This window comes from Stappia sp. (assembly GCF_040110915.1).
Taxonomy (GTDB): domain Bacteria; phylum Pseudomonadota; class Alphaproteobacteria; order Rhizobiales; family Stappiaceae; genus Stappia.
Map to the genome: position 1 here is coordinate 4,007,983 of NZ_CP157793.1, position 19,874 is coordinate 4,027,856.

Annotated in this window: 21 protein-coding genes; 4 read left to right on the forward strand and 17 right to left on the reverse strand. The window is 68.8% G+C overall.

Annotated features, from left to right (window positions below):
- Position 1: 1 nt before the first annotated feature.
- Both ABL312_RS17925 and ABL312_RS17930 read right to left on the reverse strand, forming a co-directional pair.
- Positions 2-928 carry a DMT family transporter gene (locus ABL312_RS17925; RefSeq protein WP_349358765.1) on the reverse strand — a complete coding sequence of 309 codons (927 nt, stop codon included), beginning with the start codon at positions 926-928 and terminating at the stop codon, positions 2-4.
- A 419-nt stretch (positions 929-1,347) separates the two neighbouring features.
- The gene (locus ABL312_RS17930) at positions 1,348-2,313 is read right to left on the reverse strand and encodes a DMT family transporter (RefSeq protein WP_349358766.1); all 966 of its coding nucleotides are present in this window, start codon (positions 2,311-2,313) and stop codon (positions 1,348-1,350) included.
- Positions 2,314-2,519: 206 nt separating this feature from the next.
- Between ABL312_RS17930 and ABL312_RS17935 the strand changes: the two genes are divergently transcribed.
- On the forward strand, positions 2,520-3,218 hold the full coding sequence (locus tag ABL312_RS17935; protein WP_349358767.1) for a LysR substrate-binding domain-containing protein: 699 nt from the start codon (positions 2,520-2,522) through the stop codon (positions 3,216-3,218).
- A 12-nt stretch (positions 3,219-3,230) separates the two neighbouring features.
- On the opposite strand, the gene ABL312_RS17940 is transcribed toward ABL312_RS17935, so the two are convergent.
- Together ABL312_RS17940 and ABL312_RS17945 are read right to left on the reverse strand one after the other, a co-directional pair.
- Entirely contained in the window at positions 3,231-3,554 is a 324-nt protein-coding gene (locus ABL312_RS17940) for a multidrug efflux SMR transporter (protein ID WP_349358768.1), read from the reverse strand.
- Positions 3,555-3,680: 126 nt separating this feature from the next.
- Positions 3,681-4,331 (reverse strand): GntR family transcriptional regulator, encoded by a 651-nt coding sequence (locus tag ABL312_RS17945; protein ID WP_349358769.1) that lies wholly within the window; start codon positions 4,329-4,331, stop codon positions 3,681-3,683.
- Between the two features lie 108 nt (positions 4,332-4,439).
- Here ABL312_RS17945 and ABL312_RS17950 point away from each other — a divergent pair, with 108 nt between their 5' ends.
- Complete coding sequence (locus tag ABL312_RS17950) at positions 4,440-5,588, forward strand: benzoate/H(+) symporter BenE family transporter (RefSeq protein WP_349358770.1); 1,149 nt, start codon at positions 4,440-4,442, stop codon at positions 5,586-5,588.
- Between the two features lie 291 nt (positions 5,589-5,879).
- Here the strand turns inward: ABL312_RS17950 and ABL312_RS17955 are convergent, their stop codons facing one another.
- The 7 genes from ABL312_RS17955 to ABL312_RS17985 form a co-directional block, all read right to left on the reverse strand.
- Positions 5,880-7,373, reverse strand: coding sequence for a hypothetical protein (locus tag ABL312_RS17955; protein ID WP_349358771.1), 1,494 nt, complete (start codon positions 7,371-7,373; stop codon positions 5,880-5,882).
- Positions 7,374-7,565: 192 nt separating this feature from the next.
- Positions 7,566-7,694 (reverse strand): hypothetical protein, encoded by a 129-nt coding sequence (locus ABL312_RS17960; RefSeq protein WP_349358772.1) that lies wholly within the window; start codon positions 7,692-7,694, stop codon positions 7,566-7,568.
- A 41-nt stretch (positions 7,695-7,735) separates the two neighbouring features.
- Positions 7,736-8,761 (reverse strand): cation diffusion facilitator family transporter, encoded by a 1,026-nt coding sequence (locus ABL312_RS17965; protein ID WP_349358773.1) that lies wholly within the window; start codon positions 8,759-8,761, stop codon positions 7,736-7,738.
- 11 nt (positions 8,762-8,772) lie between these two features.
- Positions 8,773-10,311 (reverse strand): multicopper oxidase domain-containing protein, encoded by a 1,539-nt coding sequence (locus tag ABL312_RS17970; protein WP_349358774.1) that lies wholly within the window; start codon positions 10,309-10,311, stop codon positions 8,773-8,775.
- Positions 10,308-10,847 carry a cytochrome c gene (locus ABL312_RS17975; protein ID WP_349358775.1) on the reverse strand — a complete coding sequence of 180 codons (540 nt, stop codon included), beginning with the start codon at positions 10,845-10,847 and terminating at the stop codon, positions 10,308-10,310. The genes ABL312_RS17970 and ABL312_RS17975 overlap by 4 nt, the downstream gene beginning before the upstream one ends.
- A 52-nt stretch (positions 10,848-10,899) precedes the next feature.
- The gene (locus ABL312_RS17980; protein WP_349358776.1) at positions 10,900-11,313 is read right to left on the reverse strand and encodes a hypothetical protein; all 414 of its coding nucleotides are present in this window, start codon (positions 11,311-11,313) and stop codon (positions 10,900-10,902) included.
- Positions 11,314-11,397: 84 nt separating this feature from the next.
- Complete coding sequence (locus ABL312_RS17985) at positions 11,398-12,009, reverse strand: histidine phosphatase family protein (RefSeq protein WP_349358777.1); 612 nt, start codon at positions 12,007-12,009, stop codon at positions 11,398-11,400.
- Positions 12,010-12,170: 161 nt separating this feature from the next.
- On the opposite strand from ABL312_RS17985, the gene ABL312_RS17990 reads away from it, so the two are divergent.
- On the forward strand, positions 12,171-12,974 hold the full coding sequence (locus ABL312_RS17990; RefSeq protein ID WP_349358778.1) for a 4'-phosphopantetheinyl transferase superfamily protein: 804 nt from the start codon (positions 12,171-12,173) through the stop codon (positions 12,972-12,974).
- Positions 12,975-13,039: 65 nt separating this feature from the next.
- On the opposite strand, the gene ABL312_RS17995 is transcribed toward ABL312_RS17990, so the two are convergent.
- From ABL312_RS17995 to hmgA, 6 genes are all read right to left on the reverse strand, one after another.
- Entirely contained in the window at positions 13,040-13,594 is a 555-nt protein-coding gene (locus ABL312_RS17995; RefSeq protein ID WP_349358779.1) for a VOC family protein, read from the reverse strand.
- A 103-nt stretch (positions 13,595-13,697) separates the two neighbouring features.
- Positions 13,698-13,904: a DUF2783 domain-containing protein gene (locus tag ABL312_RS18000; RefSeq protein WP_349358780.1), complete on the reverse strand. Its 207-nt coding sequence runs from the start codon at positions 13,902-13,904 to the stop codon at positions 13,698-13,700.
- A gap of 11 nt (positions 13,905-13,915) precedes the next feature.
- On the reverse strand, positions 13,916-15,526 hold the full coding sequence (locus ABL312_RS18005) for an FAD-dependent oxidoreductase (RefSeq protein WP_349358781.1): 1,611 nt from the start codon (positions 15,524-15,526) through the stop codon (positions 13,916-13,918).
- Positions 15,527-15,603: 77 nt separating this feature from the next.
- A complete protein-coding gene (locus tag ABL312_RS18010) occupies positions 15,604-16,563 on the reverse strand; it encodes an MBL fold metallo-hydrolase (RefSeq protein ID WP_349358782.1) in 960 nt (319 codons plus the stop codon).
- A gap of 70 nt (positions 16,564-16,633) precedes the next feature.
- The gene (locus ABL312_RS18015) at positions 16,634-17,650 is read right to left on the reverse strand and encodes a fumarylacetoacetate hydrolase family protein (RefSeq protein ID WP_349358783.1); all 1,017 of its coding nucleotides are present in this window, start codon (positions 17,648-17,650) and stop codon (positions 16,634-16,636) included.
- 7 nt (positions 17,651-17,657) lie between these two features.
- A complete protein-coding gene (hmgA, locus tag ABL312_RS18020) occupies positions 17,658-18,956 on the reverse strand; it encodes a homogentisate 1,2-dioxygenase (protein ID WP_349361452.1) in 1,299 nt (432 codons plus the stop codon).
- Between the two features lie 208 nt (positions 18,957-19,164).
- Here hmgA and ABL312_RS18025 point away from each other — a divergent pair, with 208 nt between their 5' ends.
- On the forward strand, positions 19,165-19,626 hold the full coding sequence (locus ABL312_RS18025; RefSeq protein ID WP_349358784.1) for a MarR family winged helix-turn-helix transcriptional regulator: 462 nt from the start codon (positions 19,165-19,167) through the stop codon (positions 19,624-19,626).
- Positions 19,627-19,874: the final 248 nt, after the last annotated feature.

Consider the following 19,874-nt stretch of genomic DNA (forward strand, 5'->3'; position numbering starts at 1 on the left):
GTCAGCCTGTCCGCCGCGGACTCCGCGTGAGCAACACCATCGCGCCGACGAGCAGGGCCGCGCCGATCAGGCCGAGGGCGCCGAGCCGCTCGTCGAAGACCGCCCAGGCCAGCAGCGTCGCCGTCAGCGGCTCGCTCAGCGCGGCGATGCTGGCGACCGTCGCGCCGGTGCGCCGCATGCCGGCGAAGAAGATCACATAGGCAAAGCCCGTCGGCACCAGCCCGATGTAGAGCAGCAGCCCCAGTCCCTCCGTCGGGACCGACGCGGGGATGTGGAACAGGGCGACGGGCAGCAGCATCAGCGCGCCGGCGCCAAGGCCGATGCCGATCAGCGTGAACGGATGGTGGCGCGGCGCCAGCACCCGGCTGAACAGGGTGAAGACGGCGAAGCTTGCCGCCGAGCCGAGCGCCCAGGCGGTGCCGGTGAGAACCGCCGCTTGCGAAACGCCGACATCGGAGGGCACGCCGACCAGCATCGCGGTGCCGGCGATGCCGATGCCGAGCGCGCCGAGCACGGTCGCGGTCAGGCGTTCGCCCAGGAAGGCGCCCGCGAGCAGCGCCACGATCAGCGGGGCGGTGCAGATCGTCACCAGCGTGGCGATGGCGACACCGGCGGTCGCGACGGCGGTGAAATAGAAGAGCTGATAGAGCGCCATGGAGACGCCGATCATCAGAACCGCGCCCAGCTCGCGCCCGGCGAAGGCGAAGGTGCGTGCGCGCACGGTGACAAGCGACAGGACCAGAAGCAGCGGCCCGGCGAGCGCCAGCCGCACGAAGCCGACGAAGACCGGCGAGATCGCGGTCGTGCCGTAGAGGAGCTTGGAGGCGACACCGACCGTGCCCCACAGCACGGCCGCCACGACGACCAGCAGCACGCTGCCCATTGCCGGGATCGACGGGGCGGGCCGGCTGCTGTCGGGTGAGCTCATCGACGGGTCGGGCGCCCTGCGCCGCCGGCTCGCGTTGCCGATGTGCGCGGCACGGGTCTTTCCGCGGCCGGTCGTTCTGCGGCCGGTCTGTCAGCGGTCAGTCTTCTCCCTGCCCGGAAAGGCGGCGGAAAATCCGTCCGCGCGCCGACACCGAAGGCGACGTGAAGCGGCACGGCTGCACCGCCGGCCGGGAAGGAAGCCGCTACATACGGGCGAAATTCTGTCTGCGTCTTTTCCATGACGGGCAGTATGATGGGAAACAGCCCCCGCGTGTAGAGGCAAGTCCCGGCGGAAGACAAAAATGCCTTCACATCGAAGGGAAAACCGGGAGCGGGTCGTGTCTGCGCAAGGCCTTGCAGGCTCGCGAAGGGCACCCGCTGCGGCGGCCGTCGCGCGCGTGACCGGCGTGTTCCGGTCGATCAGCGGCAAGCTCCGGGCGGCGGTGATTTCTGCGGGGCCGCCGCGGCGGACGGCCGATCACGGGGCAGCCGGCGCGGATCCCGCCCGGTTCGCGGCGCCCGGTTGGTCAGGTACAGGCCGGTCAGGATCGCCCCGGCGCCGGCGGCAAAGCCGGGCGTCGGCACTTCGTCGAGGATCGCCCAGGCGCTCAGGACGCCGAAGAGCGGCGCCAGGAAGCTCATCGCCGAGACCTGCGAGGCCGGGTGCAGCTGAAGCAGCCGGAAGAAGATCAGATAGCCGACGAAGGCGACCGCGATGGTCTGGAAGGCGAGCGACCCGACGGCCACGGGGCCGAAGCGGACGGTTTCGCCCGTGACCCGCGCCGTCGCGGCCAGGAGCGGGACCGACCAGAAAAGCTGGTGAAACAGCACCACCGGGGCGTCGACGGTCTTCAGGCAGGTCGCCCGGACGACCAGAACCGTCAGCGCCCAGGCCGCCGCCGCGCCGAGGCACAGAAGGTCGCCGACACGCGTGGCCGACCCGCCGGACGGCCGGACCAGCGCGACGATGGCCACGCCCGAAAAGGCGATGGCGATCCCGGCGATCTTGCGGGTGTCGAAGGGCTCGTCGGCGATGGCCGTCATCGCGGCGATCGCGATCATCATCGGCGCGGTGGAATAGAGCACCGTGGCATGGCTCGCCGAGGTCAGCGCGATGCCGAGGTAGAGCAGGCCGAAATCGATGGCGAAGAGGACGCCGAGCAGGACCGACAGCGCAAGGGGCGCGGCAAACGGGTTGCTGCGACGCCACAGGAACCAGCCGGCCAGAAGCCCGGCCCCGCCGAACGAGCGCAGGGCCGCCTGCGCGATCTGGCCGATATCCGTGACGGCGAGCTTGACGGCCGTCTGCTGCGCGCCGAAGGCGGCGAAGATCACGACGAGCAGAAAGGCCGAGGAGGGCGTCAGCGATGTGCGCGGATCGGACATGCCGTCCATGTCAGCCGGGAGGCGATCTCGGACAAGCGAGAGGTGTCGACGCCGGATTGAGCTCGGCTAAACTGAGGTCATGATCTCGCGCCTGCCCTTCGACGCGCTCAGGACCTTCGCCGAGATCGCCCGCGCGGCTGAACGTCACGCGCGGTGCGGTCAGTCAGCGCATTGCCGCGCTCGAGACGCACCTCGGCCGCACCCTGGTGACCCGGCGTGGCCGCAAGCTCGCGCCGACCAGCGACGGTCTCGCCCTCTTTGAGCGGGTGCGCCCGCATCTCGAGGCGATCGAGGAGGTTATGGCGCCCGACCGGCGCGACCGCGTTCTGCGCCTGCATGCCACGCCCGCCTTCGCCGATGCCTGGGTGATGCCCCGGCTCGAGACGATCCGGGCGCTGGCCGCCCCTCTTGCGCTCGACCTTCTCACGGCGACGGCCCCCTTCGAGGAGACGCGCGGCTGGACGGCCTTCGACATCGCCCTTCGCTACGGTGCGACCTTCGCCGACGATCTGATGGCGACGCCGCTCGTCCCTGCCGAGATCGCGCTGGTGGTGGCGAGCGCCCATGCAACGCACGACGCGGCCGGGATGCTGCGCGGCCTGCCGCTGATCCGCCAGCCGGGTCTGGAGGAATGGCCGGTCTGGCTCGACGCGCTGGGCGTTCGGCCCGAGGACGTCACCTGGGGACCGCGTGTGAGCGACGATGCGGCGAGCCTGCGGGCCGCCGATCTCGGCCATGGAATCGCCAGCGTGCGCGCCTGCAATGTCGGCGAGCGCCCGGGGCTGCATCCGCTGGCCCGCCGTCCGGCGCCGGGCGGCGCCACCTATCATCTCGTGACACGCCGCGCCGACAGGAGCGCCGCGCCGATCAAACGCCTGCACGAGTGGGCGCGACACTGTTCATGACCGGCGCGCCGGTCAGGGATTCGGCGTGGACAGCTTCATCAGGACGATGCCCGCCACGATCAGCGCGCAGGCGATCACCCGCATCGCGGTGACGGCTTCGCCGAACAGCGCGACGCCGAGGACAAAGGCCCCCGCCGCGCCGATCCCCGTCCAGACCGCATAGGCGGTTCCCAGCGGCAGCGTCTTCATTGCCGTGGACAGAAGGGCGAAGCTGACGATCATCGCGCCGATTGTCACAAGACTCGGAACGAGCAGCGAAAAGCCCGCCGACTTCTTCATGAAGACAACCCAGACGATTTCGAACAGTCCGGCTATGCCGAGATAGATCCAGGCCACGGAACGGCCCTCCAGTGTTGGGCCGGGCCGTCCCGGGTGCGATCCGCGGCGCGGGTCGTCCCGCGCATGTCCTGTCTGGGGGATTCGCGGTCGCACATCAAGCGGTCGCGGCAACCGTGCGGCGGGCTAGCGGGCCCGCTGGTCGAAGGCGTTGGCGAGCGCGTCGCGGGCGCGGAGGATGTGCGCGGTCAGGATCGCGCGGGCTACGTCCGCGTCGCGGGCGCGGCAGGCGTCCAGCAAGGCGTGATGTTCGGCATCGGACGGGCCCTGATGATCCATCGTGCCGATGGCGAGTCGCAGATAGCGGTCGGCCAGCGCGTTGAGGCTTTCGATATGGGCGAGCAGGCGCGGCCGGCCGCAGGGGTCGTGGAGCGTTCGGTGAAAGGCGGCGTTGAGATCGCCGAAGCGGTCGAGAGGGGCCTCCTCGATCTCGCGCTGGATCCCGGCGGCGCGGTCGATCCGGGCATTGGTGAGATGCGGCAGGGCAAGCCCGAGCGCCAGCGGTTCGGCGGCCGCGCGCATGTCGAAAATGTCGAGCAGATCGTCCCGGCTCAGTCGCGCGACGATGGCCGAGCGGTTCGGCGGCACATCGACCAGCCCCTGCGCCTCCAAAAGGCGCAGGGCCTCGCGCACCGGCATGCGGCTGACGCCGAACCGCGCGGCGAGCGCGTCCTGCCCGAGCCGCGTGCCGCCGGCGATCGCGCCGGAGACGATCTCGTCGCGCAATCGCGCGGCGATCTCGGCGGCCTGCGCGCCGCGCTGCTGCCTGTCGCTCATGCCGTGTTTCGCCCTTCGCTTCGCCTTCCACAGATACGCCATGGTTGACTCAACATCCATATCAGAAAATTGTATCCAAAATTATCTGATTGGATGCGAAGGAGCGCCATGCGCCTGTCTCTCATCGTCTCGGCGCTCGTTGCCGTCATCGTCGGTTTCGGCGGGTCGGTCGCCATCGTCATCGCCGCCGCCGAGGCGGTCGGGGCATCGGCGGCGGCCACCTCGTCCTGGCTTGCGGCGGTCTGTCTGGCGAAGGCCATCGCGTCGGGGTATCTCAGCACGCGCCACCGGATGCCGATCGTGCTCGCCTGGTCGACCCCGGGGGCGGCGCTGGTCGCCACCGCCTCGGGCATCGGTTTCGCGCAGGCGGTCGGTGCCTTCGCGGCCTGCGCACTTCTGATCCTGCTGACGGCGCTGCTCCGGCCGCTGGGCGATCTGGTGTGCCGCATCCCGACCTCGCTCGCGACCGCCGTGCTGGCGGGCGTGCTGTTCGACTTCGTTCTTGGCGCCGTGACCCGCTCGGCGACGCTGCCGCTGATCGGCGTGCCGATGATCGCGATCTTCGTGAGCCTGCGGCTGTGGTCGCCAAGCTGGGCGGTGATCGGCGCGCTTGTCGTCGGCTTCGGGACGGCGCTCGTCTTCGGTCTCAACGACCCGCTGCCGGCCCCGGTCCTGTCGCATCTCGTCTGGACCACGCCGCATTTCGATGCGGCGGCGCTGATCGGGCTCGCCCTGCCGCTCTACATCGTCACCATGGCCTCGCAGAACCTGCCGGGCTTCGCGGTGCTGCGCGCGGATGGCTATGACCCGCCCGTCCAGTCGATCCTGGGCGTCACCGGGCTGGCCTCGCTGCTGAGCGCCCCCTTCGGTGCCCACACCACGTCCCTTGCCGCCATCACCGCCTCGATCTGCACCGGGCCCGACGCCCATCCCGATCCCGCGAAACGCTGGCTGGGCGGCCTCGTCTATGCCGCCGGTTATCTCGTTCTGGCGGTCGTCGCTGCCTCGGTCGTCGCGCTCTTCGCCGCCTTTCCGCCCGAGCTGATCCTGATTCTCGCCGGCCTCGCCCTGACGGGGCCGTTCATCGGCGCGCTGTCGGCGGCCGTGTCAACGAGCGAGGATGCCTTCGCCGCCGTGGTCACCTTCGTCGTGACGGCATCGGGACTGACGCTTCTCGGCATCGGCGCCCCCTTCTGGGGATTGATGGCGGGACTGGCGCTTGAGGGGGCAAGGCGGGTGAAGAGTGGCAGGCTGTGACGCCTGGCCGTAACCGCAGGCGCGGGGTCAGGCCGGACGCTCGCTACACGGGCAATCGTGCCAAAAGACGCGCATCCGGCCTCAGTCACCAGGACCCGAGGCCGTTGCGGGAGTCGTCACGGCGTCCCCGGTCGCCGATGCCTCGGGCCCGAGATTCCGGTCGCCCGGTTCGCGTGGGTTCCCGGTTCCAAAGTCCCCGCCCCGGCAATTGGCCCCCGGTTCGTGCTCCGATATGCGCCCGGCGCGATCCTTGGCGCCGCTGGAAACGCCGCCGCGCCTTGCCGGCGGGGCCTACTCGTCCCGCAGCCGGACGATCTTGTCCGCCGGCGTCCGGCCTTTGGCTCCGGCATCGCCGGTTTCCGACCCGTCACCGGACGGGCCTTCAGCCTCATCGCCATAGGCGCGGCGGGTGCGCGAGATGAGCCCCGCCTCCTCGGCCGGATCGGCTGTGTCGGTCAGGCCCATGGCTTCCGCCGGGCCGCGCCCTTCCATCGCGCGCTGATAGTTGGCGATGACCGACTTGAGCTGGACGATCTGGTCGTTGGCGGTTTCGACCTCGATCTTGTACCGCTGCAGGCGCTTGTTTTCCTCGGTGAGATCCTCCAGACGCTCGGCGTATCGGGCGTTCTGGTTACGCTCGTGGTTGAGGTCGGTGAGCGCGGCGTTGTAACGCAGATTGAGCTCGCGCAGCTTGCCGTTGGCGGTCACGAGTTCCTCGCGATCCGCGCCCTGCTTCTTATGGGCGCCCTCCAGCATGCGTTCGATTTCCTGCATGCTTTTCATCAGCTCGCGATTGCGCTCCTTGAGCGCGGCGTTGTCCCGCGTCATGTCCTGCAGCGTCTGCGCGCCGATGCGGCGCTGCGACGACAGGTTCTCGATCTCGGCGTTGAGCGTATAGACCTCGTTGTCGTGCTTGCGCTGTTCGTCCTCCAGCCGCGTCTTGGAGTAGGCCAGCTCCTGATTGGCGACGTCGAGATGCGACTTGAGGTCGATGTTTTCGTCGCGCATGTCGGTGATGCGCCGGCGCAGCGATTCCAGCTCGCTCGTCGCCTGGCTGTTCTTCTTCGCCTCCTCCTCCAGCAGCGCGGCGCTTTCCGACAGGTTCTGCTGCAGCTCCTTCTCGCGTTTCGTGACCTCGTCGAGATTGGCCTGCAGTTTGTCGGCGTGCTCTTCCAGCGAGGCGTATTTCGCCTGGAGGTCGTCGCGTTCGCCGGTCAGCTCGGCAACCTGGCCATTCGCCTCGACGAGCTTGGCGCTCTGGAGGCGATAGTCCTCGTTGACCTTCTTGTTGTTGTCGCGAATGGAGATGAGCTCGTTGCGCGCGGTTTCGAGCGCGGTGCGCGTCTCGGTCAGCCGCTTGCGCAGCGAATGCACCTCCGCCTGGGCGTCGCCGAGCTGCGTGGTCAGCGTGCCGACCCGGTGGTTGGCGTCCAGCAGATCGGTGGAGATCTTGGCGTTCTCGGACTTCAGGCGGATCTCGGTTTCCACCTGGGCGCGCGAGGTCTCGATGAACTCCGACAGCAGCTGGATGCTGTTGCGCGATTCCGACGCCATCGCCGTGATCTGCTCGAAGGACTGCGTCAGACCGCCGAGCCGGGACTTCAGCCCGTCGATCTGATGCATCTTCTCCTGCATGCGCAACGCGAAGGGCGACAGCCGCTCGACGTTGGACGGGGTCTCGTCATCCTCCTGCGCGCTCACGCTGGCGCGCGCCTCGCCGGTGGACGGGCGCTGCGCGTCGTCCTCCGTCTCGGACGATCTCGGTGTCTTGGAGAAGATACCCATTGACCACTCCTGTCGACCGCCGAGCGCGCGAAACGTCCGCCGGCACGTTACTGATGATGACGTTAAGGCATTATTAACCTATCCCATGGTCGCCTTTCAACGACCATTGCTCAGCGTAACGTTTCACGACTTGTGAGCGCCGACGAACCTTGCGTCATGGTTAACGCGGACTCTGCGGAAGGTATCTTGTGATCACTTCAGCAGATATTTGACGAGCGCGGCGATCGCCAGAATGGCGAGAACGATCAGCAGCAGGCCCGTCAGGCCCATGCCGCCCATCATCATCCAGCCGCCGCCGTCCATCATGCCGTTGCCATACATGCTTTTTTCTCCCTGGGTTGGGTGTGGTTCGTCCGTCGGTTTCAGGTGGCCTCCGGGGCGCGCGTCACGTCGATTGCCCGCGCATGCGTCTCGTCGAGACACGCCGTTTCGATCTGGAGCGTCGCGAAATAGAAGCCGAAGCGCGTGCGCAGCAGCGCGTGCGCGGCCTTAAGGAGCTCCGCCGGATCCCCGCTCCAGCCGTCGCGCACGCGCAGATGCGCCGTGACCACGTAGCGCCCGCTGGTCAGCGCCCAGCCGTGGACGTGATGCACGTCGGCGACGCCGTCGAGCGCGTCGAGCGCTTCGATCACCTCGCCGAGCTCCACGTCCGCCGGCGTTCCCTCCATCAGGAGATGGGTGGTGTCGCGCAGGATGCCCCAGCTCGCCCACAGCAGAACGAGGCCGAAGGCGATGCCGAGCAGCGGATCGATCAGCAGGAAACCGGTGGTTTCGATCACCACCGCGGTCACGATGATCAGCAGGCTGCCGACGAAGGTCTGCAGGATGTGCCAATAGGCGCCCCTGACGTTGAGGTTGCCGCCCTGATCGCGATACAGCAGCGCGAGCGCGATCACCTCTGTGACGATCCCGCCGAAGGCGGCAAGCAGCATCGGCGTGGTCGGCAGATCGATCGGGGCGCCGAGCCGCATGGCGCCCATCACGATGACGGCGAGCGCCATGATCAGCAGGAAGGCGCCGTTGACGAGCGCGCCGATGAGTTCCGCGCGATACCAGCCGAAGGTCCGGTCGAGATCGGCCGGGCGTTGCGCCAGCCGCGCCGCCACGATGGCCACCAGCACGCCGCCGACGGCGGAAAATGTGTGAAACGCATCGGACATCACGGCGACCGAGCCGGTCCATAATCCGACGCCGAGTTCGACGACGAAATAGACGCCGGTCAGCCAGGCGGAAACGGTCAGGGCCGTCCCGCCAGACGGCAGATGGCCGGCGTGCCCATGCCCGCCGGAATCGTGCCCGCCGGGTGCCTGGCCGCCGGGGTCATGCCCGCCGGAATCATGCGTGCCGGCGGCCGGCTCCGCGGTGGAGGATGTGTGGGACTGGGTCATGGCGACCTCGTTCAGGTGACGGTGAACTGGCCCATCATGCCGCGGTCCTCGTGTTCGAGGATGTGGCAGTGGACCATGAAGGGATGGGTGCGCGACGCCGGCTGATCGAAGCGCACGAAGAGCTCGCTGCGGCCGGTGACCAGCACCGTGTCCTTCCAGCCGAGGCTTTCGGCACGCGGCGCGCTGCCGTCTTCCGACACGACCTGAAACATCGCGCCATGCACATGGATCGGATGGCTCAGCATGGGGCTTTCCACGATCCAGCGCTCGACCGCGCCCCGCTGGACCGTGAAATCGATGCGCTCCATGGCGAAAGGCCGGCCGTTCAGCCCGAACAGCGCATCGCCGCCCGAACTTCCCATCATGCCGCCTCCCATCATGCCGCCGCCCATCATCCCGTTACCCATCATGCCCCCTCCCATGTTCATGGGCATGTCGAGCGAGATGCGCCGCGTGCCGGTCACGGCGGAGGCAAGATCGGGCCGCGTTCCGTCGAGCGCGTCGGGCAGGCGGGTGATCCGGGCGGTTTGCGCCTCGTCGATGGCGAAGGGCAGCACCTCGAAGGACCGGTCCCGCAGGACGTCCAGCACGGCGCGCATGCGGCCCATCATGCGGCCCGGCCCCTGGTTCGGATCGCCCGCGCTCATCAGGACGGGGGGCGATCCTTGCGCGAGGTCCACCAATACCTCGGCGCGTTCGCCCGGCGCGAGCCGCAACCGGTCGAGCGCGCGCGGGGCGTCGAGAAACCCGCCGTCGGTGGCGATCAGGTGCAGCGGCCGGTCGTCGTCGAAGAACAGCGTGTAGATGCGGGCGTTCGAGCCGTTCACGAGGCGCAGCCGGACGATGCCCTTCGGCACCACGGCGACCGGGGCGATCTGGCCGTTGATCAGCAGCGTGTCGCCGGTCATGCCGTGCATCACGTCCATCATCGTGAGGTCGTAGGCCATGCGCCCGCGACCGTCGAACCGTCGGTCCTGCAGCACCAGGGTCAGGTCGTCGACGCCATAGGTCGCGGGCAGCCCCCGGTCGTCGTCGCGTCCGTCGGTGACGTGGACCACCCCGGCAAGGCCCGCATAGACATCCGCCGCCGTCCGGCCGTGCGCATGGGTATGGTAGAAGGCGGTGGCCGGCGGCTGGTCGATCTCCATGTCGGGCGTCCAGTCCGCGCCCGGGGCGATCTGCGAATGCGGACCGCCGTCGTGTTCGCCCGGCACCATCAGGCCGTGCCAATGGGTGGTGACCGGGACGCCGCGTCGGTTGCGTATGGCGACGTCGAGCGGGCCTCTCGCCATGCGGATCACCGGACCGAGAAAGTCCTGATCGAAGCCGGCGGTCGGCGACGGGACGCCGTCGCGAAAGGCGACCGTTCCGTCTTGCGCGGCGAGCGCGAGCCGGCCGCTCTCGCGCGTGTCGACGAGCCTCGGCATGGCAAGGCGCGGCCGGCCGGCGAGGTCGGCGCGGCGCGGTGACAAGGCCCCGGCCAGGCCGGCGGCGCCGACCCCGGCGAGCGCGAGCGCGCTGCCGCCGAGCAGAAGCGTGCGGCGGTTCATGAGCGTGTGTCCTTTTCCGATTGGGCGGTGAGCCGGTCGTGGCCGGCGCGGATGTCGTCGGGCCAGGTGCTCTTGATGAAGCTGAGCACGGCGACGATCTCCGCGTCGCTCAACTGACCTTCATAGGCGGGCATGGCCGAGGCGTAGCCGGTCAGGCCCGCCGCGCGCGCGACGCCGTATTTGGTGAGGTCGAACAACACCCGGTCCGGGTGGTGCCAGGTGTGCCCGCTCGCGTCGTGCGGCGGGGCGGGCAGCAGCCCGTCCCGTCGGCGGGTCCGCCAATCGGCCTCGCCTTCCAGATTGGCGCCGTGGCAGACGGCGCAGGTCTCGGCATAGATCGCCCGCCCCTGCGCGACGACGGCCGCGTCGCCCGGCGTCAGCCGCCAGGGCGGCGGGTCTGCGTTCGGTCGCGCGGCGAACAGGGCGGCGGAGGTGCCGCCGACGACGACAAGTGCCGCGGCGGCGGCGAGAACAGGGATGCGCCGGCCGGACCGCGCTCCGGTGGCGGGGGCGGGCCTGCGCCCGGATTTGGACATGAGAGGATCCTCGTCTGACGAACGGTAACGGCCCCCAACGGGGGCGGGGACGTCAGACGGGAATCGGGGGGCGGAACTGGAAGCGGGCGTCGTGGGCGGCGATCCGTGTCGGACCGTCGGCGAAGACGGAGGCGCGCGCCGCGTCGGGCACGTGCGGTGCCTCGAGGATCGCGGGATGGCAGTCGAAGGCACAGCCTGACCCGTGCGCGCCCGATCGGGCGCGCAACAGGCAGCAGGGCGGCATCTCGGAGGCGGGAGGCGGCAGCGCGCTCAGGCTCGCGGCGGTCGGCGAGCCTGCGTCCCGCGCGGTCTCGACCCTGTGCGACGCTCCGGCATGGACCGGGGCCTGAAAGGACGCCGCCCGGTCCGCGCCGTCATGCGCCATGGCGATCCCGCTCCCCGGTCCGGGGGCGAGGCTTGCGGCCAGCAGGACGACCGCCAGAATGAGCCGAAGCGCGCGTATCATGCCTTTCTTCTAGCGCGCCGAGCGTGGCGATCCCAAGGCAGGGAGATCACGTCCCCGTGAATGCGGGCAAGGCGGCACGAGGTCTCACGGGGCGATCTCGATGGTGCCGAGCACCTCGAAGCCGTTGCCGCCCATCCGCCCGACGATCACCTCGCCGGAGGCGGGAAAGACCCCGGTCAGCGCGGTGATATTGACCTGATGGGTGACCAGCATCAGCCGGGCCGTGCCGGCGGTGTCGCGCAGGAAGGCGCGCGTGGCCCGCGTCTGCTCCGGGCCGGCCGCGCGGTTGCCAAAGAAGGAATTGAGCGCTGGCAGATCCTCGACCGGTCCGAGATCGAGCAGTTCGGCCGTCTCGCGGCAGCGGCACCATTGCGAGGTGAGCACTCGGTCGACCGCGATCCCGCGCGCGCGAAACGCCGCGCCGATGGCGCGGGCCTGGTCGCGGCCGCGCTCGTCGAGATTGCGCTGGGTGGTGCAGTCGTCCAGCGCGAAATCGGCCGGATCGCCGGTGCCCGGCGCCAGCGCATGGCGCATGATCGCGACCGTGCCGGGCTCGTCCAGCGCCGCCCATGCGGCTTCGGAAGCCTGCGCCGCCGATCCCGGCATCAGCGTCACGAGCGCAAGGATCCAGAGCGCGCCAAGGCGCGCCCCGAAGCGCCGGGGGCGTGTCTTGGCAAGGCGCAAGCGCTTGACCATGTCGCATGTCCTTTCGTGTGTCGTGCGGGCGTGTGTTCGAGGAGAGGTACGCCAGCGTGCCGCGATTGGACGCCTTCTGCGCTTCCAGCGTCTTGAGACGAGGCGGACGGAGGGTCACACTCGGATGCGGCGAGGCTGTCGGATGAAAGGAGAGCACACGCGTGAGAACCTGGAACGAACCGCCGCCTCTGGCGCCCGGCGCGGTGCATCTCTGGCTCGCGCGCGATGGCGAGATCCGGGACGCGGCGGAGGTTCAGGCCGGCACGCAGGTGCTGTCGGAGGCGGAACGCGCCCGTGCGGCCCGCTACCGGTGCCCGGATCAGGCGCATCAGTCGCGACTGGCGCATGGGCTCAAGCGCCATGTGCTCTCGCTCTACCGGCCGGAGGTGGCGCCGGACCGCTGGCGCTTCGACGCCGGATCGCACGGCAAGCCCCGCCTTGCCGGGTCGGGTGTGCCGCTCGCCTTCAACCTGTCGCATGCCAGGGGCCTGATCGCGCTGGCGGTCGCGCGCAGCGAGACGCTCGCGGCACCCGACCTGCTCGGCGTCGACGTGGAGGCGACCGGACGGCGGACCAGCCTCGACATCGCGAAACGCTTCTTCGCGCCCGGCGAGGTGCGGGATCTGGCGGCCCTGCCGGTCGGCCTTCACCGCGCCCGCTTTTTCGCGCTGTGGACGCTGAAGGAAAGCTACATCAAGGCGCGCGGTCTGGGTCTGGCGATCCCGCTGGACGGTTTCGCCTTTTCCTTCCCCGGCACGGATGGCATCGGGTTCCGGCCCGATGCGGACGCGGCCGTGCCGGCCGGGAGTTGGCGCTTCGCGCAAGCAACGGTGGGGAGCGGCCATGCGCTGGCGGTGGGCTGCGCCGCGCCGGTGCCCCCGCGCCTTGCCGTTTTCGAGGCGGTGCCCGGGGTGCGCTTTCGCCCGCTGGACCTCGCCTGGTCGCGGCGCTCGCACGGTGCATGACGACCGACGGCCGCCGAAGGTCCGGCGGCCGTCGTCAACCAGGTCGGCTTGAGGCGCGGGCCGTCTCAGGCCGCGCCGTCGTCCTTGGACAGTTCCTTGGCGTGCAGCCAGGCGGCGTGCTGGGGCGCGCGCTTGGTCTTCGACCATTCCTCCAGCATGTCCCACTTCACGGCGTCGAGCTTCTTCAGCATCTCCTCTTCCGCCGGATCCGGGCAGGCGAGTTCGATGCGGTGGCCGTTGGGGTCGAAGAAGTAGATGGAATGGAAGATCGAGTGGTCGGTGACGCCGAGCACCTCGATGCCGTTCTTCTCCAGCTTCTCCTTGTAGGCCAGCAGCGTGTCGCGGTCCTTCACCTTGAAGGCGATGTGCTGCACCCATTCCGGGGTGTTGGGGTCCTTGCCCATCTCCGGCTTGGTCGGCAGCTCGAAGAAGGCGAGCACATTGTCGTTCCCGGCGTCGAGGAAGACATGCATGTAGGGGTCCGGCTCATGGGTGGAGGGCACCTTGTCCTCGGCGATGGCCAGCACGAAGTCCATGTTCAGGTTGTCGACATACCAGTTGACGGTTTCCTTGGCGTCCTTGCACCGGTAGGCGACGTGGTGGATCTGCTCGATTTTCATGGGGTTCGGTCCTTCCGTCATTGTCGGAACGCCCCGTCCGCGTTCGCGCGTTTCGGCCATGTGAACACGGTCGGCCCCTCCCCGGCCGGCCGTCTCCGTTTCCTCAGGGACGTTTCGCCGCGGCGAAGGCCGCCGCGAGCACGTCGCGATCGCCGATATGGTTGGCGAGCACCAGCACGAGGCGGGCGTTGAGCGCCTCGCTGTCCTCCCGGCTCAGGCCCTCGTGCGCGGCCAGCAATTCGGCGTAGAAGCCGTCCGGGTCGGGGATGTTGGGCTCGAGCGTGAGCGTGGTTTTCTCGGTGGTCGTCATGGCTGTCCTCCTCAGGCCCGGCCGGTGGCGGTCTTCACGGCCGCCGCGACCGCGTCGCCGTCATAGGCGGTCCAGCGCGCGGCGACATGCTGGTCGGGCCGCATCAGATAAACGGCGCTCGCCGCATTGCCGAGGTAGCGCGCGGCCAGCGCGCCGGTCGGATCGTCTTTGGCCGAGACCGCAAGGCGGGTGACCGCGATACCGTCGACGTCGAGCGTGTCGGGCGCCTCCGCGTCGATGGTGAGCAGCTGGAAGCCGCCGCCGAGGCGATCGATCAGCCAGCCGTCGGCAAGTGGGGCGTCGCTGGCCGGGGCGCCGGGGCGCGCGCGGGCCGGCAGACCCGGCGCATCGGGGCCATTGAGCGGCGATCCGTCGTAGATCGAGGGCAGCGACAGGCGGCCCGAATTGACCAGCGGCCGGGCGAAGGCGTGATGCTCGGCCAGATCCAGCACCGCGTCGCGGAACACCCGGCTTGCGTGGCTCTTCGGCGTGATGAAGTCGGTCGAGCGCGACGAGTTGAGGATGTTCTCGTCCGCCGCATAGACGCGTTCGGCGTCGTAGCTGTCGAGCAGGGCTTCCGGCGCCGTGCCGTCGATCACCAGTTTCAGCTTCCAGATCAGATTGTCCGTGTCCTGGAAGCCGGAGTTGGCGCCGCGCGCGCCGAAGGGCGAGACCTGATGCGCGGCGTCGCCGGCGAAGATCACCCGGCCGTGGCGGAACCGCTCCATGCGCCGGCACTGGAAGGTGTAGATCGACACCCATTCCAGATCGTAGTCGGTGTCCTCGCCGAGCATGGCCTTGAGCTTCGGCGCGATTCTTTCCGGGTCCTTCTCGGCCTCGCGGTCGATGTCCCAGCCGAGCTGCAGGTCGATGCGCCAGACGTCGTCCGGCTGCTTGTGCAGCAGCGCCGACTGACCCTTGTTGAAGGGCGGGTCGAACCAGAACCAGCGTTCGGTCGGAAAATCGGCCTTCATCACCACGTCGGCGATGAGGAAATTGTCCTCGAAGACCCGGCCGACGAAGTCGAGCCCGAGCATCGCGCGGGTCGGCGAGGCCGCACCGTCGCAGGCGATCAGCCAGTCGGCGTCCATCTGGTACGGCCCGTCCGGCGTTTCCACGGTCAGGCGGGCGCCCGTGTCGTCCGGCTTGACGGCGGTGACCTTGTTGCCGCCGCGCAGCTCGATGCGCTTGCCCTCGGACTTGAGGGCGCGCACCCGGTCGACCAGATACTGCTCGAGGTAATACTGCTGCAGGTTGATGAAGGCCGGCCGCTTGTGGCCGTCCTCCGGCAACAGGTTGAAATCATAGACCTTGCGCTCGTCGAAGAAGACCTTGCCGAGGTTCCACACCACGCCCTTGTCGACCATCGCGTCGCCGCAGCCGAGCCGGTCGAGGATTTCCAGCGGGCGCTTGGCGAAGCAGATGGCGCGCGAGCCCCAGCTCACCTTGTCGTTTTCATCGAGGACGACGACGGGCACATCCGCTTGCGCCAGATCGATGGCCGCGGCAAGTCCCACCGGGCCCGCGCCCAGCACCACGACCGGGTGGCGCACCGGCGTCGCCGCGTCCTGATCGGGCGAGCGCGCATAGGGGTAAAGCGGCGTTTCGAAAATCTTGGTCATGTCTCCTCCCACAGAGCCGAAAACCGAAAGCGGGAGAGGCCTCCCGGCGCGTCAGGGCGCCGCGAGGCCTCGGGTCGTCAGCCCTGCAGGGCCTCCCACATCTCCTTGTCGCGCTGGGCGGTCCAGATGCGCGGCGTGTCGATGTCGCGGGCCTCGTCATAGGCGCGCGCCACGTTGAACGGCAGGCAGTGCTCGTAGATCGCGTAATCGGAGAACTTCGGATCGCATTCGGCGCGACAGGCGTCGAAGGCCTCCTTCAGCGAGCCGCCCCGAAGCGCGACCTGCGCCACCGGGCGATAGGTCGAGGTGACGAAATCCGCGGTTGCGTCGAGCGCGGCATGGACCATCTCCTTGCCGACGAGCGCATCGCCCCGGCCCGGCGCGATGGCATCGACGTCGAAGGCCCGGATTTCCTCGAGCGTACCCGGCCAGTCGTGGAAATGCCCGTCGCCGCAATAGCAGGCCGAGTGGTATTCCACGATGTCGCCGGTGAACATGACGTTCTCGTCCGGCACATGGATGACGATGTCGCCGGCGGTATGTGCACGGCCGAGGAACATCAGATCCACGCGGCGGTTGCCGAGATAGACGCTCATGCGGTCGTTGAAGGTGGTGGTCGGCCAGGTGAGCGGCGGAATGTCCTCGACCCTGTCATAGCCCTGGAACAGGCGCGGGAAGCGCATGAACTCGGACTCGCGGTCCTCCATGCCGCGTTCCACCACCATGGCGCGCGCCTTTTCGCTCATCACGATGTTGGGCGCGTTGTAGGCGGCGGCGCCCAGCACGCGCACGGCGTGATAATGGGTGAGCGTCAGATGGGTGATCGGCTTGTCGGTGACCTCGCGCACCTTCTCGATCACCTTGTTGGCGAGACGTGGCGTGGCCTGCGCCTCGACGATCATCACGCTGTCGTCGCCGATGATGACGCCGGTGTTGGGGTCGCCTTCGGCGGTGAAGGCCCAAAGGTCGCGGCCGATCTCGGTGAAGGAGATTGTCTTCTCGGTCATGTCGCCCTGGGAGGCGAAGGTCTTGGCCATGGGTCGGCTCCGGAAATGCGAAGGGAAAGGGAAGCGGCGCGGGCGGTCCGCGCCGGATGCGCCGGAGGCGTCAGGCGCGCTCGTATTTCTCGACCGTCTGCTCGATGGCACCGAAGATCGAATGACCGTCCTTGTCCTTCATCTCGATGCGCACGGTGTCGCCGAAGCGCATGAAGGGCGTCTTCGGTTCGCCGGTCTCGATGGTCTCGATCATCCGGATCTCGGCGATGCAGGAATAGCCGACGCCGCCGGCGGAGACCGGCTTGCCCGGCCCGCCGTCGAGCTTGTTGGAGACGGTGCCCGAGCCGATGATCGCACCGGCGCCGAGCGGGCGCGTCTTCGCCGCATGGGCGATCAGGGTCGGGAAATCGAAGGTCATGTCGATCCCTGCGTCGGCGCAGCCGAAGCGCTCGCCGTTGTAGTCGACGAGGAGCGGCAGCTTGAGCTTGCCGCCGTCCCAGGCGTCGCCAAGCGCGTCCGGTGTCACCGCGACCGGCGAGAAGGCCGAGGATGGCTTGGACTGGAAGAAGCCGAAGCCCTTGCCGAGTTCCGCCGGGATCAGCCCGCGCAAGCTCACGTCATTGACCAGCATGACCAGGCGGATCGCGGCGCGGGCTTCCTCCACGCTCGCGCCCATCGGCACGTCGTCGACGATGACGGCGACCTCGCCCTCCATGTCGATGCCCCAGGCCTCGTCGCCCATGCGGATCGGGTCGCGGGGCGCGAGGAAGGTGTCGGAGCCGCCCTGATACATCAGCGGATCGGTCCAGAAGGAGGGCGGCATCTCCGCGCCGCGCGCCTTGCGCACCAGTTCCACGTGGTTGACGTAGGCCGAGCCGTCCGCCCACTGATAGGCGCGCGGCAGCGGCGACAGGGCGTCGTGCTCGTGAAAGCGCAGGGACGGCACCGCGTCGTGCTCCAGGCTTTCGGCCAGCGTTTCGAGCTTCGGCGCGACGCGCGCCCAGTCGTCGAGCGCGGCCTGCAGCGTCGGCGCGATGTGGGTGGCTTCCGTGCAGCGGGTGAGCGCGGCGTTGACGACCACGAGCTTGCCGTCGCGGGTGCCGTCCTTGAGGGTAGCGAGTTTCATGGCGTGATCAGTCCCAGTTGCCTTCGGGGGTGCCGTCGAAGCGTTTCTTCAGATCGGCCCAGCAGTCGATGTAGGTGTCCTGCAGCGTGTCAAGCTCCGCCGCGAAGCGGGTGAGATGCTGCGGGAAGCGGGTTTCGAACATGAAGGCCATCGTGCCGGAAAGCTTTTCCGGCTTGAGATCGGCGCGGCTCGCCTTCTCGAAGCCGGCGGCATCCGGTCCGTGCGGCAGCATCATGTTGTGCAGGCTCATGCCGCCCGGCACGAAGCCCTCTTCCTTGGCGTCGTAGCGCCCGTAGATCAGCCCCATGAACTCCGACATGATGTTGCGGTGGTACCAGGGCGGGCGGAACGAATGCTCGGCCACCATCCAGCGCTCGGGGAAGATCACGAAGTCGATGTTCGCGGTTCCCTCCTCGCCCGAGGGCGCGGTCAGCACCGTGAAGATCGACGGGTCGGGGTGATCGAAGAGGATCGCGCCGACCGGCGAATAGGTGGTGAGATCGTATTTGTAGGGCGCGTAATTGCCGTGCCAGGCGACCACGTCGAGCGGCGAGGCGCCAAGCTCGGTCGCGTGGAAGGTGCCGCACCACTTGACGATCAGCCGGCAGGGCTTTTCCGCGTCCTCGTACCAGGCCACCGGCGTCTTGAAGTCGCGCGGATTGGCGAGGCAGTTGGCGCCGATCGGCCCGCGATCCGGCAGGGTGAACTTCGCGCCGTAGTTCTCGCAGACATAGCCGCGTGCCGTCCCGTCCATCAGTTCGACGCGGAAGATCATGCCGCGCGGGATGACGCAGATCTCCTTGGGCACGACCTCCATCGCGCCGAGCTCGGTGAAGACGCGCAAGCCCCCCACCTGCGGCACGATCAGAAGCTCGGCGTCGGCGTTGAAGAAGAAGTCGTCGCCCATGTCCGCGTTGGCGACATAGACATGGGTGGCCATGCCGACCTGCGTGTGCACGTCGCCCGCCGTGGTCACGGTGCGCATCCCGGCCAGGAAGTCGGTCGGCGCGTCGGGCATGGGCACCGGGTCCCAGCGCAATTGCCCGAGCGCCAGCGAATGGTCGCCGACATTGGGCGCGCTCTTCCAGTGCGGCAGGTCGAGCGCCGAGAAGCGGCCCGAATGCTTCACCGACGGGCGGATGCGGTAGAGCCACGAACGCTCGTTGGTGCCGCGCGGCGCGGTGAAGGGCGAGCCCGAAAGCTGCTCGGCATAGAGCCCGTAGGGCGCGCGCTGCGGGGAATTCTGTCCCTGCGGCAGGGCGCCGGGCAACGCTTCCGTCTCGAAGTCGTTGCCGAAGCCCGGCATGTAGCTGAATGGCGATGTGCCTGTCACGTCTGATCCCTCCTGAACTCAGCCGTTGATAGTTGCGCTTGTAACTGTTTAGTTTGTAACTATCAATGGTGCCGCATCGGAAATTCGAACCGGCACTCTCGCGACGCAGGGTCGCGGATCCGGGGTGCGCCGGGCGCATCGTGCCGGCTTGTCCGGGCGAGTAATTGGGGGGCTTGAGACCATGACCGACCGTCTGACGCTGGACCGCTTTCTGCCCTATCGGCTGGTGCGCGCGTCCGATCTCGTGAGCCAGCGCTTCGCCGCGCTCTACAAGGCCCGCTACGGGATTTCGCGGCCCGAATGGCGCACCTTCGCGATTCTGGGGGAGGTGGACGGCGTCACCGCGACGGAGATCGGCCGGCGCTCGACCATGCACAAGACCAAGGTGAGCCGCGCGGTCGCCGCGCTGGAGGCGCGCGGCTGGCTGATCCGCCAGATCGACGAGGCGGACCGGCGCGTCGAGCATTTGCGCCTCACCCCGTCGGGGCGCAAGGTCTACGGCGAACTGGCAACGCTGGCGCACGCGTTCCAGGCGGAGCTTGCCGAGGACCTCGGGCCCGCGGCGGAGGGCCTCGAAGCCGGCCTCGATGCGGTCGAGGCGCGGCTGATGTCCGGCGACGGGGCGGCGCAGGGCGACCGCTGACAAAGGCCGCCAGGTCTCCCACGCATGCCGTCTTCCTCTGCGTCATCCCGGCTGCAGCGCAGCGGAAAGCCGGGATCGGGGAGCCGCAAGAGGTGCGGTCCGGCATTCGGATCCCCGAAGCTCCGTGCCTCTCCGGTCCCGGATCGTCGCTGCCGCGCCGTCCGGGAGGACGCCGGTGGCTGTGGCTTTCGCGATCTTGAACCGTGCGGGACTGCCGCGCACGCACCGTGGTCATCCGAAGGCCGGTC

Coding starts and splice junctions, on each gene's coding strand:
- ABL312_RS17945 (WP_349358769.1), bottom strand. CDS start 4,331: ATGAGCGACAGGCAGCAGCGCGGCGCGCAGGCCGCCGAGATCGCCGCG.
- ABL312_RS17965 (WP_349358773.1), bottom strand. CDS start 8,761: ATGACCCAGTCCCACACATCCTCCACCGCGGAGCCGGCCGCCGGCACG.
- ABL312_RS17930 (WP_349358766.1), bottom strand. CDS start 2,313: ATGTCCGATCCGCGCACATCGCTGACGCCCTCCTCGGCCTTTCTGCTC.
- ABL312_RS17955 (WP_349358771.1), bottom strand. CDS start 7,373: ATGGGTATCTTCTCCAAGACACCGAGATCGTCCGAGACGGAGGACGAC.
- ABL312_RS18000 (WP_349358780.1), bottom strand. CDS start 13,904: ATGACGACCACCGAGAAAACCACGCTCACGCTCGAGCCCAACATCCCC.
- ABL312_RS17950 (WP_349358770.1), top strand. CDS start 4,440: ATGCGCCTGTCTCTCATCGTCTCGGCGCTCGTTGCCGTCATCGTCGGT.
- ABL312_RS17960 (WP_349358772.1), bottom strand. CDS start 7,694: ATGTATGGCAACGGCATGATGGACGGCGGCGGCTGGATGATGATGGGC.
- ABL312_RS17970 (WP_349358774.1), bottom strand. CDS start 10,311: ATGAACCGCCGCACGCTTCTGCTCGGCGGCAGCGCGCTCGCGCTCGCC.
- ABL312_RS17985 (WP_349358777.1), bottom strand. CDS start 12,009: ATGGTCAAGCGCTTGCGCCTTGCCAAGACACGCCCCCGGCGCTTCGGG.
- ABL312_RS17925 (WP_349358765.1), bottom strand. CDS start 928: ATGAGCTCACCCGACAGCAGCCGGCCCGCCCCGTCGATCCCGGCAATG.
- ABL312_RS18015 (WP_349358783.1), bottom strand. CDS start 17,650: ATGAAACTCGCTACCCTCAAGGACGGCACCCGCGACGGCAAGCTCGTG.
- ABL312_RS17975 (WP_349358775.1), bottom strand. CDS start 10,847: ATGTCCAAATCCGGGCGCAGGCCCGCCCCCGCCACCGGAGCGCGGTCC.
- ABL312_RS17980 (WP_349358776.1), bottom strand. CDS start 11,313: ATGATACGCGCGCTTCGGCTCATTCTGGCGGTCGTCCTGCTGGCCGCA.
- ABL312_RS18025 (WP_349358784.1), top strand. CDS start 19,165: ATGACCGACCGTCTGACGCTGGACCGCTTTCTGCCCTATCGGCTGGTG.
- hmgA (WP_349361452.1), bottom strand. CDS start 18,956: ATGCCGGGCTTCGGCAACGACTTCGAGACGGAAGCGTTGCCCGGCGCC.
- ABL312_RS17995 (WP_349358779.1), bottom strand. CDS start 13,594: ATGAAAATCGAGCAGATCCACCACGTCGCCTACCGGTGCAAGGACGCC.
- ABL312_RS18005 (WP_349358781.1), bottom strand. CDS start 15,526: ATGACCAAGATTTTCGAAACGCCGCTTTACCCCTATGCGCGCTCGCCC.
- ABL312_RS18010 (WP_349358782.1), bottom strand. CDS start 16,563: ATGGCCAAGACCTTCGCCTCCCAGGGCGACATGACCGAGAAGACAATC.